This window comes from Kitasatospora sp. NPDC023176 (assembly GCF_055560495.1).
Genome location: NZ_JBVHIP010000001.1, coordinates 824,457 through 837,229, shown reverse-complemented (window position 1 = coordinate 837,229; position 12,773 = coordinate 824,457). Strand labels below are relative to the sequence as shown.

Genomic DNA, 12,773 nt, shown 5'->3' with positions numbered 1-12,773 from the left:
ACCGTGGAAAGACCCCAGTCCTGACAGGTCGTCGGCGCGTGGCAAGCCTGGGGACCAGCCCCGGTGCGAAGCCTTGGCGAGCCGTGGTGCGGCGCAGCTCGCGGCACCGGCCGATCACCGCACCGACTGCGCTGCGCCGCCCGGGAGAGGTCGGCGGAGCACGGTTCAGGCGCCGGCCCCGAGGCGCCCCAGGAGGTCGAACTCCACGCGGACGCGGTCGATGTCGGCCCTGAGGAACGCGGCTGCCCGGTGGGCCAGGTCGGCGTCGGCACCGGTCTCGGTGGCCCACTGCAGGACGCGGGAGGCGGCGAAGGTGTCGGCGATCACCCGGCCGGCCAGGACCATGTGCTCCTGGGCGAGTTCCCCGTCGAGGAACCGCAGGTCGAGGCCGTGCACCGAGACGGCCGGCGCGGTCGGCGCCCAGGCGGCCAGGAAGGTGCTGAGGGAGCGGCCGTCTGCGCTGTCCAGGCAGTGCCGGGCGAGCTGCTGGCTGAGGAGGTCGTTGGTGCCGTCGAATATGGTGAAGACCCGGGAGTCCAGGAACGCCTGGGCGGCGATGTTGGTCGGCGAGCCGTTCCGGTAGCCCTCACCGCCGGCGAGCTGCTGGTAGTGGTTGGCGGAGCTGACCATCAGCTCGGTGGCGACGACTTTGACGGCCAGGATGAAGGGGAACGCTGGGGTAAGGTCGGACGTGAGGTCCAGCCGGGTCCGGACGTAGTGGTTGAGCGCCGTGCAGACCGTGTGGGCGCTGTCGATGGCTGCGAGCCGGTAGCGGACGAACCCGATCGCTGACAGCGGTGAGCGCCCGATGCGACGCGCATCGGCGTAGGCGCGCGCCTCGCGGGCGACGCGGCGCAGGAAGCCGCATGCCAGCGCGCCGATCAGCGCGCGCCCCGACAGGTAGATGTCCACCATCGAGCTCAGGTTCCCCGCCCCGACGTCGATGCGCCGGTGCGCGGGGACGAACGCGTCGATCTCGTTGACCCCGTAGTCGATCACCTTCAGGCCCAGCGCCTCGTACCGCTGCGAGGTGCGGAACCCGTCGGTGCGCTCGACGACGAACCACCCGTACTCGCGGCCGCTGTCGCCGTCCCGCTTGGCGACGACCACCCACCAGGACGCGGTGGCGCTCAGCGCCTGCCAGTGCTTCCGGCCGCGGATGTGGTAGCCGCCCTCGACCTCCTCGAAGGTGGTGGTCAGGCCAGACATGGCCGAGCCGCAGCCGGGCTCGGTGGAGGCGAACCCCGCCGTCGGCGCCACCGGACCGGCGAACAGGGGCAGTACCTCGCGCTTGGCCTCCTCCCCGGCCCACAACACGACGGGCCGCAGCGCCAGTCCGGTGACGATCGCCGTGTAGACGGCGACGGCCAGGTTCCGCTCCGCCAGGACCTCGACCACCCGGCACATCTCGACGTGGCTGTTCCGGCCCCCGTACTCGACCGGCAGCACCGGCAGCAGCACACCCACCCCCGTCAGCCCGAGCCAGTCCTCCGCAGGCAACTCCCGCTGCGGGTAGGTCGCCGCGTCGAACCGCACGGCGGCCGCCTCGACCCCAGCGATGAACTCCTCCGTCGAAAGCGACGCGAGGACCGCAACGGACGCGACGGCGTCCGCAGGTTCAGTCATGTCTCCATCCGTTCCCGGAAGTCCGACTCGAGCGCTCGGAACCATTCCGTACGGTCCGCGGCGGCCGGCGAACGGGCGGCGCGGATGTCGGTCCGGCGATCCTACGGGCGGCGACAGAGCTTCACCGATCGGGGGCGGACTGCAACGGCATTGAGGTGCCCAGGTCGGCGGTCATCCGGCGCGGCTCTTGTAAGACCCGCATCCGAACCCGCCGCCCGGCGCATCCACGTCAGCGCCCGAACCGTGCGACGCTTCGTCCAGCGGATGTGCGAACAGGGACAACCCGTCCCGCGCTTGCCCGCGCCGAATCCACGGCCTCGGTTTGGTCGTCACCTCTCACGCGCTTCTCACGGACTGGGTGTCATGGAGTGTCATCAGGCATCATGCGGCCTGGATGCGGCAGGCCCTGACCTGCGGTTTCTGGACTGGACGGACTGGCCGTCACCCCCTTTCGACCGCTGGGGGTCAAGGGGTCGCAGGTTCAAATCCTGTCGTCCCGACGTATGTGACCAGCGGGTCTGTCAGAAATGACAGGCCTGCTGTTCTCGTTCCGGTGAACGGTGATGGCGGTAGCGGGCGTAGGTGGTGGGCTGGAGTACGTCCTCCTTGGTCCGCAGCCAACCGGTCAGATACCCGGCCACCGTCAGGTCGTCGTCGAGATCCAACCCGGTGCGCTCACACTCGAGAGCGGGCTCCGACGCCTCGCGCGCGGCCCGGCGCGTACGGAAGCCGCTGCGGCACCGCTGCCGACGGCGCCCGCCGGTCGAAGGCACGTCGAAGGCGTAGCCCCAGGAGCCATGGCGACTTGAGTGGTTGAGGCTCGGGCACCGCGCACCGAACTGTTTTCCGCTGGCGTCGCGGCAGCCGCAGCGCCGGTAGATCCGACCACGGTCAGGGGGGACAGCCACGTGGTTACCGCCAGCCAGGAGAGCCTGGACCCACGATGGCTCCCAGCGTTGGGAGAAGGAAGCCGGCCGAGCATGGCGTTTGAGCTGCCATCACTCCGCCATCACCCGCCACCGTGCGCTGCGGTGAACAGGGCGTTCCCCTTGGCGGTGCGCAAGTGAGCGTTACCAGATCGACTTGCGATGAGGACGGCCTCCCAGCAGCGACCTGCTGGGAGGCCGTCCGTCAGTGCTGTCGCGGGATGGGCAGGGGCTCGTGGTGGTGCCAGATCAGTGATCGGTCTTCGCGGTGAAGTTCTGCGGATCCCCATTCGAGGCGGACCACGCCGTCGGCCAGGGAGCAGGCGTAGGCGACGAGGACGAGCTTGGTGTCCGGTGAGAGGCGCGCGAGATCCGCGTGGGGCTCGTCCTCGTCCGGCAGGTCGATGCCGAGGTCCAGTTCTCCCTGGCGTGGGTCGGGGCCGTGCCTGCGCAGGAGGTCGGCGCGAATCCCTGAGGCGCTGCGGAGTCTGGCGGCAGTCACGGGCACGTCCTTCTTCGCGTACCGGTAAGGGTAGATGAGATGGCCGGCGACCACGGCGATGGTGCGCGCCTGGAGGCGGACCAGCTCAATGCCGGGAAGCCGAGAGAGGCCGGCCGATAGTTCCTCGTACTGTGCGGCATACAGCCCGTGTCCGTACGCTTCGAGCGTCTGCGTGTGAACACCTTTATGGCCACCTTGGGCTCGCTCGTGGGCTCGGACAAGGCATGCAGGCACGATCGCCGCGACCTCGGTGGCCAGGGAGCCGAAGACCGTGCGTGCCCACGGACTGGCGGAGTCTGCATCCGACATGAGAATCCCCCGATCGATCGTCCTACGACCTTCAGGGTCCGACAGTCCGCTGAACAGCACGGTGGATCAAGGGCGCACTGGGGGATCTCATGGTGCACGGACCAGGTAGTGGCACGTAGTGAGGCCCGGGATTGGTCTGGGGATCTCCGGGAGGAGTTCGGGAACCTTCTGTGGGCGACACCGACACCGACACCGACACCGACGCCGACACCGGCACCGACGCCGACGCCGAGGACGGTGTCCTGCGGGGGACTGAGGCTGAGGTGGTGTCGGTGCCCCGGAATACGCTAGGCGGCCATGGACTGGCTGGAGCGGGTGGCGAAGCTGAGACGGTGGACGAACAACGATGTCCGGGCGCCGCACAAACCGCTGTTGCTGCTGTACGCGCTGGGCAGTTTCCAGCGCGATGCCGATGGCGAACTGAGGTACAGCGCTGTCGAGGAGGAGTTGAAGCGGCTGCTCGAAGAGTACGGGCCGTCGCATCCGACGACTCCGGCGTACCCGTTTCACCATCTGGTCAGTGACGGCGTGTGGGAGGTCAGGACCGACCACGGGCCCGGGAGCCCTGGAAGCGGGGTGCGGGTCCTCCGCGCCAGCGGTGCGACCGGCAGGCTCGTACCCGAGTTGCGAACGGCGCTGAGGAAGGAGCCGGCGCTCCTGGGTCGTCTGGCGCGGGTGGTCCTGGACTTCCACTTCCCGCCGTCACTGCACACCGACCTGTGTGAAGCCGTCGGACTCGACCTGGACCTGGCCGAGACCGGAAGTGTGACCGGAAGCAGCCTGGGCGCACCTGAGCGGGCGGCGCGACGGCAGCGGGACCGGCGAATGCGTGAACTGGTCCTGACCGCCTACGAGTTCCAGTGCGCATTCTGTGGCTACGACGGGATGCTGGGTGCGAGCACGGTCGGTCTGGAGGCCGCGCATGTGCGCTGGTGGTCCTACGACGGGCCGGACGAGGTCGACAACGGCCTGTGCCTGTGCTCCCTGCACCACAAGCTCTTCGACAAGGGCGTCCTGGGCCTGGGGGAGGGGCGCCGCATACTCGTCTCACAGCGCTTCGTCGGACGCAGCGAGGCCAGCAGGCAGCATGTGCTGGGGCTGGCCGGACGGTTGGTCATCGGCCCGCAGGCAGGGGTTCCGCCGGTCGCGGGCCGGCACCGGCAGTGGCATGCCGCGCAGGTCTTCCGGGGCGAACCCCGGGAGCCCCTGACCCCGGCCCATGCGGGCTGACGAAGCCCGATCCGCTGCCCCCTCAGCCGTTGACCGTGCCCCCGGTCTGCACGGCCGGGAACAAGCCGTGCAGACCGGACGGCACCGCGTGCGCGTGCGGAGATCAGTGAGTGGCCGTCAGTCGCGGCGGCCGTGCCCCACGGCGATCTTTCCTGCCTGCCGCCCGTTGACCAGCTCCCGCAGTTTGGCGCGCGTCTCCGGGTCCGTGGAGTACACGACTGTGCCGATCATTCCGCGTGTGAGCAGCACCTTGTAGGTGTTGCGGATCAGACGGTCGACGTCGGCGTCGGTGGTGGACTTGCGGAAGACGGGGTCCTTGGACGCCGTCCGGTCGGTGATCCAGCGGTCGGTGCGCCAGACGAGGTCCGGCCCGAGGATCACGCCGCTCCAGTCGTACTCGAAGCCCTGGGCGGTGTACACGCAGCCGACCTGGCCGAAGCCGGCCGGGTCGGTGGCCCACAGCGCGGCCGGAGGCGCGCCCGCGATCGAGCGGTCGCCGTAGACGTTCCACGGGCGGGCCCAGTCACCGATGCGCACGTCGAGGGGGAGCGGATCGCCCGGGGCCACCTTCGTGGTCCACTTCCAGCAGTACCCGGCCGACATGCGGGCGCCGTACCCCTCCGCGCGCCGGGCGTCGAGGAGGGCCTCCAGCTCCTGGGGGCTGTCCACGACCTCCAGGGCGACCTTGCCGTCGGGCTCCCAGCCGACCGGGCCACCGGGTTCGAGGTCCAGGAGGCGCACCACCCAGTGCAGGTAGGCGTCACTGCCTCCGCAGCGGAACTGGCTGTCCAGCTCGACCACCTGGCAGTCCAGGCCCTTCACCGCGGCGGCGGCCCGGATCTGGGCCACGGTGCCCATCTCGCCGGGCCGGACGACCTGGTGCTCGTCCAGCAGGAACACGGGCACCCGGGCGGCGTCGATCAGTTCCTCGATCTGAGGCTTCCCGGTGCGCTGGGCGGCCCGGGTGTAGCGGTTCGCCGACGTCTCCCGGATCCGGTGGGCCTCGTCGCAGATCAGGACGTCCAGCCCGTTGCGCTCGGCGGTCATGAAGCTGTTGAAGTACTTGAACAGCTCCTGCACCTGCTTCTTCCGCGCCCCGGCCATCCGGCGCATGGTGGTGGTGAAGGAGCTGGAACCGGTGGCGTGGAGGGCCGTGACGCCGCGCCGGTAGAGATCGCCGAGCAGGGACAGCGCGATGACGCTCTTCCCGGTACCGGGGCCGCCCGTGATGACGACGACCTCCTTGCGGTCGGACCGCTGCGCCTGGCGGACGGCGCGCAGCACCAGCTCGTAGGCGACCCGCTGTTCGTCCAGCAGGACGAACTGCTCGCGCTCGCGGACCTCGTCGGCGGCGACCGCCATCAGCTGCTTGGACGGAGCCACCTTGCCCGCGAGCAACTGGTCCGCCGCCTCCGCGCCGGAGACCGGCTTCAACTTCGAGCGGAGGTACTGGACGAACTCCCCGCGCCGCTCGGCGGTGAAGAGCCGGCCGCGCTCGTCCTGCGGCACCTCGTAGAGGCCCTGGACGCCGAACTCGGTCGCGTTGTGGAGGAAGGCCACGCCGGACAACCGCTCGGGATGGGCGGCGAGTGCCCCGTTGAAGGAGATCAGGTAGTCGCAGTAGCCGCGGACCTGCTCGATCGGGTTCAGCACCGGCCGGGTGTACGCGTCGACCCGGCAGAGCAGCGGCTCGCCGTCCTCCGGAAGCGCGTTGCTCCACTGCTTGAGCTCGACCACCACGTACGACGGTTCGCCCGTGCTCGGGTGGACGCCGGCGAGTATGACGTCCGCGCGCTTGCTGTTCAGCGGAAGCGAGTACTCGAGGAGCACCTCGACCATGCCGAGCCCGGCGTCCAGGAGAGCACTGGTCAGGGCTGGGATGCTCCGCTCCCAGGAGCGAACCTCGGATGCGCTGGGCTTGTGGCCGTGCTGATGGACGAACTGGTCGATGAGGCGCACGAACAGTGATCCGGCCAGGCTCTCGGCAGCGACCGCGGACGCGGAGTCGCGGAACAGCAAGACATGCTCCCAGGCAGCACGAAGTGACTCGTGCGGGTGGGGGCATGTCCCTGAAGGGAAGCCCGGCGGGCCGCGCTGATGACTGGGCCAACCTATAACGGAGTGCCTGAGCGGGTGTCCGAACACTTGGGCTTTCCGTGGCGCGGTGGAGGCGGACGTTGTCCCGGACCGGCACGGTCGGGCCGGCGAGAACTGGAGCCGGGTGCAAACGAGAAGGCCCGGGAGAGCTGGGCTGGGCCTCGGGCGCCTGGGCTGGACCTTCGCCCGGGTCGATCTCTTGACGGGTGTGCCGTCGATGAGCATTGTGTACCGACGGCCGCCTCCGCATTTAGGATCAGCGGTACTGTTTGCGGCCCGACAGGCTTCCCGCTGAGGACATGCCCCCAACCCGCACGAATCACTCGTGGTCTGGTCTGGGGGAGTCCGTTCGTGCCCATGCTCCTGCTGAAGTTGTCGGCGCAGGATCTGCTCACTCTGAACTCGCGTCGCCGGATGGTGCCGCATCTCGCCGAGCGGTGGCGAAAGTTCCGGGAGCACGAGGCTTCGGAGACGGAGCGGTTCGCGTGGGCGGAGAGTTTGATCTGTCTGGCGAACGATCTGGTCGCCGCTGATCGTGGCAATGTGCAGATGGTCGTCGAGTGCGCCGCGACTGCCGACGAGGACATCAAGGGGAGCAGTCCCAGGCTCGTGGACGTCGTCCTCGTGGGCCGTCATCCACGCGAGAATCGGCCGTCCGTCCAGTTGGTGGAGCTGAAGCGTTGGTCGACGGTGACCAGGATCGAGCGGGCCATTGCGGACCAGGTCTACGTGGCGGGCCTGGCGAAGCCCAAGAAGCACCCTGCGCTTCAACTGCGCGAGTACTACCGTGCGTTCACCGGCAGCCGGGGCCCCTTCGGTACGGTCGACATCGAGTGCGGCGGCTTCGCCTACCTGCACAACGCCACCGAGGAATCGGTCCGCCCGCTGATCGACGTGGACGCACCGACGGGTGTCTACGCGCGGGTGTACACCGGTGATCGTCGCCGCCAGTTGCTGACCGACTTGCAGGGACACTTCGCCGCCGACGGCGGCGGCACCGAGGCCGAGCAGCTGCTGCAGGGCATCGGCGTGCGCAACGCACCGCTGCTCGACGCGATGATGTGGTCCCGAGGCACGGACACAGTCTTCACCCTGCGCGGGCGGCAGAAGGAGGTGGCTGATCAGATCCTGGGGACAGCTGCCAAGGTACTTCCCTCCCCGGGGCGGTCCGCGCTGGTGCCGGACGAGCGACGGGTGGTCTTCCTGGTGACCGGTGGTGCAGGCACCGGTAAGAGCGCCATCGGCCTGCAGATCAAGGCGGAGCTGGAGGCCGAAGGCCGCAACGTCAACTACGCCAGCGGGAGCAGGGCCTTCAACGCGGCGATGCAGGAGCACGTCGGTGTCGGTGACCGGGAGTTCAAGGAGACCTTCACCTACTTCTTCGACTACGTCACGACGCCCGACCCGCCGCTCGACGTCCTGATCTGCGATGAGGCGCACCGACTCCGTGACCGCTCCGAGAACCGGTTCTGGCCGCCGGAGAAGCAGGGATCCCGGCCGCAGGTGGACGAACTCCTCGATGCGTCCCGGCTGACGGTCTTCTTCCTCGACGAAGGCCAGGTCGTCCGTCCGAAGGAGGTCGGTACGGTCGACCTGATCCAGCAGGCGGCCGATCGGCTCGGAGCCACGGTGGTGCGGTACGGCCTTCGCGAGCAGTTCCGATGCGGTGGCAGTGACGCGTACATCCGGTGGGTGCATGCGCTGCTCGGCATCTCGGATGACGAACCTGAGCGCTGGACGCCGGACGGCTTGATGCATGTCGAGGTGGTGGACACGCCGGACGCGCTCGGGGACATCATCCTCGGCGAGGAGCGCGCCGGGGCATCCGCCCGTATGGTCGCCGGCTACTGCTGGCCGTGGACCGAGCCCCTGGGCCGGGAGAAACGACTGGAGCGGGATGTCAGGATCGGTGACTGGCATCAGCCGTGGAACGCGAAGAGCGACAGCTTCTGCGCGGACGGCGTCCCGCCCGGTGTCAGGTGGGCGATGCACGAGAACGGCATCGGCCAGATCGGGTGTGTGTACACCGCACAGGGCCTCGAGTGGGACTGGTGCGGAGTGATCATGGGCGATGACATGGTGCGCCGGGAGGGCCGGTGGGAGTTCCGCCGAGGCAAGGAGACGGAGAAGTCGGCGGAAGGTGCAAGGCGGGTGAGAGTCCCGGGATCGCTTGATCCGAAGGTCAGCGCGAGCAGCGTCGGTGACGAGGAGTTCGCCCGCCTGATCCGGCACGCCTACCACGTGCTGATGACTCGGGCGAGCCGGGCAACGGTGCTCTATTCCACGGACGAGGAGACCCGGGCCTATCTCAAGGGCCTTGTCGGAGAGACCGAGATCGACGGATTGCGGCCGACTCGGGAGAGCCTGCCATGGCATCACGTCCGTCCGAAGCGGGGACGGAAGAAGCCCAAGAACGACCTTCGGTTGTTCTGACGGAAGGCCTGGAGAGGTGGAAGTGGCGGGCTCTCCGGGCCCGCCACTGACCTGCGTCAGAAAAGCAGGTGCGCCACCGAGGTCAGCGCCGCCACCAACATGTTGGAGGCGACTCCGACGACGACGTCGGTGAGGATCTCGCGGATCCGTCCACGACGCGCAGGCTTGTACTCGGTCGAGGTCATGCGGCCATCCTCAGGTAGTGATATCGGAATGGCAGGGGGCGCCCTACCGGGCAACCACGCTCACGTCAGATGGTGACCACCTGACGGGCACAACCATTCGTCAATCGCCGCCTGTTGAGGGCGCACGGAACCTAGGCCTCGTACCCTCCGGGAAGGTGCGCAGCGCACTGATTCTACCGCCTGGGCAGATCGGCGGCGGGGGTCAGGGAGCGGAGAGAGCTGGAGAAGTGCCGGGGACCACCCGCCGTTCACCAGTGTCTCTGAGGCGCCTTTCGGTGAACGAACAGCGCGGGCTGTCTACCGTCTGACGTGCAGCGATGGGTATCGCCGGGCGACTGGGGGTCAAGGGGTCGCAGGTTCAAATCCTGTCGTCCCGACTTGAGTTCGCTCCATTGTCGCAGTTCAGAGGCTGTTTTCTCGCTCATGGGGAAGCGGCCTTTGATGTTCCTCGGGGCACGCCTCTCACATCCGTCTCGCGGTGTCACGGTTCGACACCCGGAGCGAAGGACGCTTGGCGTCGTGAACGGGTGAGCATTTGCGCCGTTTCTCCCGTTCGTCCGCTCTGGCGGTCGTAGCCATGGTCGCGATAGTTGCTCGCCGTGATCGCAGGCTCGCTCTGACGGGTTGGCACTTGACGCTCTCCGGCGCCGATCAAGTGGGCCCCGACAGGTACAGGTCCTGTGGCTGTGTTCGGCTTGCTCTCATCGAGGGATGCCCCCAGGTGCTGGCCTGTCACTCACCCCACCGGCCCCGCCCCGACAACCTCAGTAGCTACCTGGCCTTGGGTGAGGCCGCGATGGCCGGTTGACTGCCGCTGTCCTCGAACTCCGCCTGCGGCCGGGACCTCGACGGCGGCACGCCGGCGCAGTCTGGCCGGCCCGAGTGTTCGGCCCGTGCGACGATCACTAGTTCGAGCCTGTTCTGTGGCGGACCGCTCCCTCGCCGGTCGGCGTGGTGATTAATCTCGTTGGCACTCTGCTCCTTAATGGATGGAGCATGACAGGCGTAACGATCCGTGCAAGTTGGGTGTATGCGGCTATTAACGATCACAAAGTGAGGAAACTGCCACGGGGACCCCATGCCTCGGCGTAGTCTGCCGAAATTACCGCAAGCGGGCCGGGGTGGCCTGTAGTGCGGCGGAGGTGCCATGGGTGGGGACCTGTATATGTCAGCAATGGGCGGCGATCACGGGCGAACGGGAGTGCCCGATCCGTATGGCGACCAGGCTCTGCTGACCGCGGCCATGACGCAGGGTTATGACGCGTGCCCCGGGAGGGAACGGCGTCTGCTGCTGCGCTATCTCGAAGCAGTGGTTGCTGCCCGAGAGGCACCAGTGCACACCGCCGTCGCCTTCAACGCTGTGTACTTCGGGTACAACCTCGGAGGTGACGGTTACGGTGGCAGCCCCCTACGTCTCGATGACTTCCCTGTGGTCACCCTCGGGGAGTTGACTCGCCCGCTTCCGGTCGGCGCCATGGTGTGCGTGGCCACGGGATCCGACCCGCTCTACGCGGAGATCGTCCACCGCGAGGGCGCACACCCGGAAGTGGGAGCCCTCGGGGATGTGCCAGCTTGGGTGTCGGGGGCACCTGTTGGTGCCGCAGGCCCAGGCCGGCCAGCGACCGGCGCGGCTCTCCGCCGAAGAGAACTTCTGGTCCCGGATCTCCATGCGTTCGGCCCGGCCCTGAGCCTTTCACCGGCCCAGCTCCACCGTTTACGCACACGTCGGCGCTGGATCAACGAGGACGGGCACGTCGTCGTCGATGTCTCCTACCCGTCCCCGGAAGCGGCTCGGCGCGACGACCTGGCGGCCTATGCGGACCATCTCCTGAACACGGCACGGGATCAGCTGCTCAGTCCCTTTGTGCCCGTGTCACTGGCCGAACTCGTCGGCGGCACACGTGATGGCGAACTGCGAGCGGGCTTACTCGGTCTGCTCGACACGGTAAGGGGCGTCCTCGGCTCCAGCGCCGCGCTGCGCACGTGGGGCCACTACGCCGTGACCCGGGCCTCTCTTGCGAAGTGCTGGGGCGATACAGGCCCGTTGGGTGGCGGTGACCTCAGGTCCGTCGCGGCTGCGGTGGAACATGCAGCCTCTCCGGCGAGGCGGCGGCGCCATGGCTTTACCACCCCGGCGACCGTGTACACGGCGGTCGGACCGCGGCTTCGCCAGTTCCCCGATGCGACGGAACTGCTCAGGGGAGTGGGGTACGCCGCGGCGGTCTTCCGGGCGAACCTGACGATCGCCGACGTTGTCCGAGGGGACAGTGACCAGGGCCTGTTCGAGAACGGTTCCCTGATCACGTTCGACGACGCCTTCGAGAGCGGCGGCGTCTGGCGGTCTCAACATCCTGGTGGCGCCGGAGGGCCTGGCGACCCCTTGGCCCCAGCAGGACGTGGTTGGGCATCGACGCTTCCTGCGCCGTCGGATCCGGATGCAGGGACGGATCCGGAAGCGGGCGTCGATCCGGTTGATCTGCCCCTCGCCGACGATGCGCTCCTCGGCCCTGGTGAACTCCTACGGAACGACGCGAAGGAGATCACTTGGCGGTCGCCATTGCGGCTGGCCCATCTCGTCGACGGCTGGTTCCCCCTGCACCCGCATGTCGCACGCGAACTCCGCTGGTCCAAGGGCCCACGTCTCACGTCACACCTCGAACTTGGTCACGCCGGCCAGACACTCGTCGATCGCGAGGCGGCTCAGGATGTCATCGCCGAACTCGGCGACGAACCCGGTCGTTTGACGGGAATCCACTGGCCCGGCGACTTCTTCCCCGGTCTGATGCTCGAGTTGCGCTGGCTCCGCGGTGGAACGGTGATCCGCGTGGCAACGGCCCCGCTCCCGGAGCCGTTACACATCAGCGACCGGGTGATCGGGCACTGCTACGACCCTCGCGTGCTCACCAGAGAGGATGCTCCCGGCAGTGATCGCCATCGTGACAGCGCGGCCGGCCTCGGCCCTCGGCAGCTGGTGATGCGCACCGTGCGCAGGTGCGGGCTGCTCACCCTGGACGGCCATGCCCTGTTGGACCGTTCGGTTCTGCCGAGTGCGACCTACGGGCGTCGGCCGGCGCGCTCCCAGACCGACGCTCTGGAGTCGGCCGTCGCGGAGCTGATCGCGGAACGACTTCTGGAGCCGGCCCTTGGCAGCCGGGATGGCGGGGGCCAACCCCACTACCCGGCGCGCGACGGGCAGCTGACCATCCCGCTCATCGGCTACCGCCCCGTACCACGACGGGTCATACGCCCCTGGGGCGGCACGGACCTGGAGGGCTTGGGGCTGCTCACCTCCCAACTCGTTGCAGGTCACCTTCGGCGCCTTCGGCCTGGTTGCTTCCCCAGCGAAGCGCAGCGAGCTGCCTTCCGCGAACACTGCCGCCGGCTTGGCAAGGCGGATGGCTGGGAACTGCCCTTCGGCTACACGTTCGTAACTGAGCACACTCGTGGCCGCTGATCCGTGAATCC

The 12,773-nt window shown here is 68.4% G+C and carries 8 protein-coding genes and 1 tRNA gene; 4 read left to right on the top strand and 5 right to left on the bottom strand.

From position 1 onward, the window contains the following. Window positions 1–165 precede the first annotated feature (165 nt). Window positions 166–1,626 (bottom strand): acyl-CoA dehydrogenase family protein, encoded by a 1,461-nt coding sequence (locus ACZ3YL_RS03845; protein ID WP_465655161.1) that lies wholly within the window; start codon window positions 1,624–1,626, stop codon window positions 166–168. 425 nt (window positions 1,627–2,051) lie between these two features. Here ACZ3YL_RS03845 and ACZ3YL_RS03840 point away from each other — a divergent pair. Then, window positions 2,052–2,126 (top strand) — tRNA-Leu (locus ACZ3YL_RS03840). Window positions 2,127–2,147: 21 nt separating this feature from the next. On the opposite strand, the gene ACZ3YL_RS03835 is transcribed toward ACZ3YL_RS03840, so the two are convergent. Both ACZ3YL_RS03835 and ACZ3YL_RS03830 read right to left on the bottom strand, forming a co-directional pair. Further along, on the bottom strand, window positions 2,148–2,291 hold the full coding sequence (locus ACZ3YL_RS03835) for a hypothetical protein (RefSeq protein ID WP_465655159.1): 144 nt from the start codon (window positions 2,289–2,291) through the stop codon (window positions 2,148–2,150). A 466-nt stretch (window positions 2,292–2,757) separates the two neighbouring features. Next, window positions 2,758–3,363: a hypothetical protein gene (locus tag ACZ3YL_RS03830; protein WP_465655158.1), complete on the bottom strand. Its 606-nt coding sequence runs from the start codon at window positions 3,361–3,363 to the stop codon at window positions 2,758–2,760. Between the two features lie 297 nt (window positions 3,364–3,660). Here ACZ3YL_RS03830 and ACZ3YL_RS03825 point away from each other — a divergent pair, with 297 nt between their 5' ends. Further along, window positions 3,661–4,593 carry a phosphorothioated DNA-binding restriction endonuclease gene (locus ACZ3YL_RS03825; RefSeq protein WP_465655156.1) on the top strand — a complete coding sequence of 311 codons (933 nt, stop codon included), beginning with the start codon at window positions 3,661–3,663 and terminating at the stop codon, window positions 4,591–4,593. Between the two features lie 117 nt (window positions 4,594–4,710). On the opposite strand, the gene ACZ3YL_RS03820 is transcribed toward ACZ3YL_RS03825, so the two are convergent. Next, window positions 4,711–6,612, bottom strand: a complete 1,902-nt coding sequence (locus ACZ3YL_RS03820; protein WP_465655155.1) for a DNA/RNA helicase domain-containing protein — start codon at window positions 6,610–6,612, stop codon at window positions 4,711–4,713. A gap of 435 nt (window positions 6,613–7,047) precedes the next feature. Here ACZ3YL_RS03820 and ACZ3YL_RS03815 point away from each other — a divergent pair, with 435 nt between their 5' ends. Continuing rightward, the gene (locus tag ACZ3YL_RS03815) at window positions 7,048–9,123 is read left to right on the top strand and encodes a DUF2075 domain-containing protein (RefSeq protein ID WP_465655153.1); all 2,076 of its coding nucleotides are present in this window, start codon (window positions 7,048–7,050) and stop codon (window positions 9,121–9,123) included. A 56-nt stretch (window positions 9,124–9,179) separates the two neighbouring features. Here ACZ3YL_RS03815 and ACZ3YL_RS03810 read toward each other — a convergent pair whose 3' ends face one another. Further along, window positions 9,180–9,308, bottom strand: coding sequence for a DUF6408 family protein (locus ACZ3YL_RS03810; RefSeq protein ID WP_465655151.1), 129 nt, complete (start codon window positions 9,306–9,308; stop codon window positions 9,180–9,182). A 1,147-nt stretch (window positions 9,309–10,455) separates the two neighbouring features. Between ACZ3YL_RS03810 and ACZ3YL_RS03805 the strand changes: the two genes are divergently transcribed. After that, the gene (locus tag ACZ3YL_RS03805) at window positions 10,456–12,762 is read left to right on the top strand and encodes a hypothetical protein (protein ID WP_465655149.1); all 2,307 of its coding nucleotides are present in this window, start codon (window positions 10,456–10,458) and stop codon (window positions 12,760–12,762) included. Window positions 12,763–12,773: the final 11 nt, after the last annotated feature.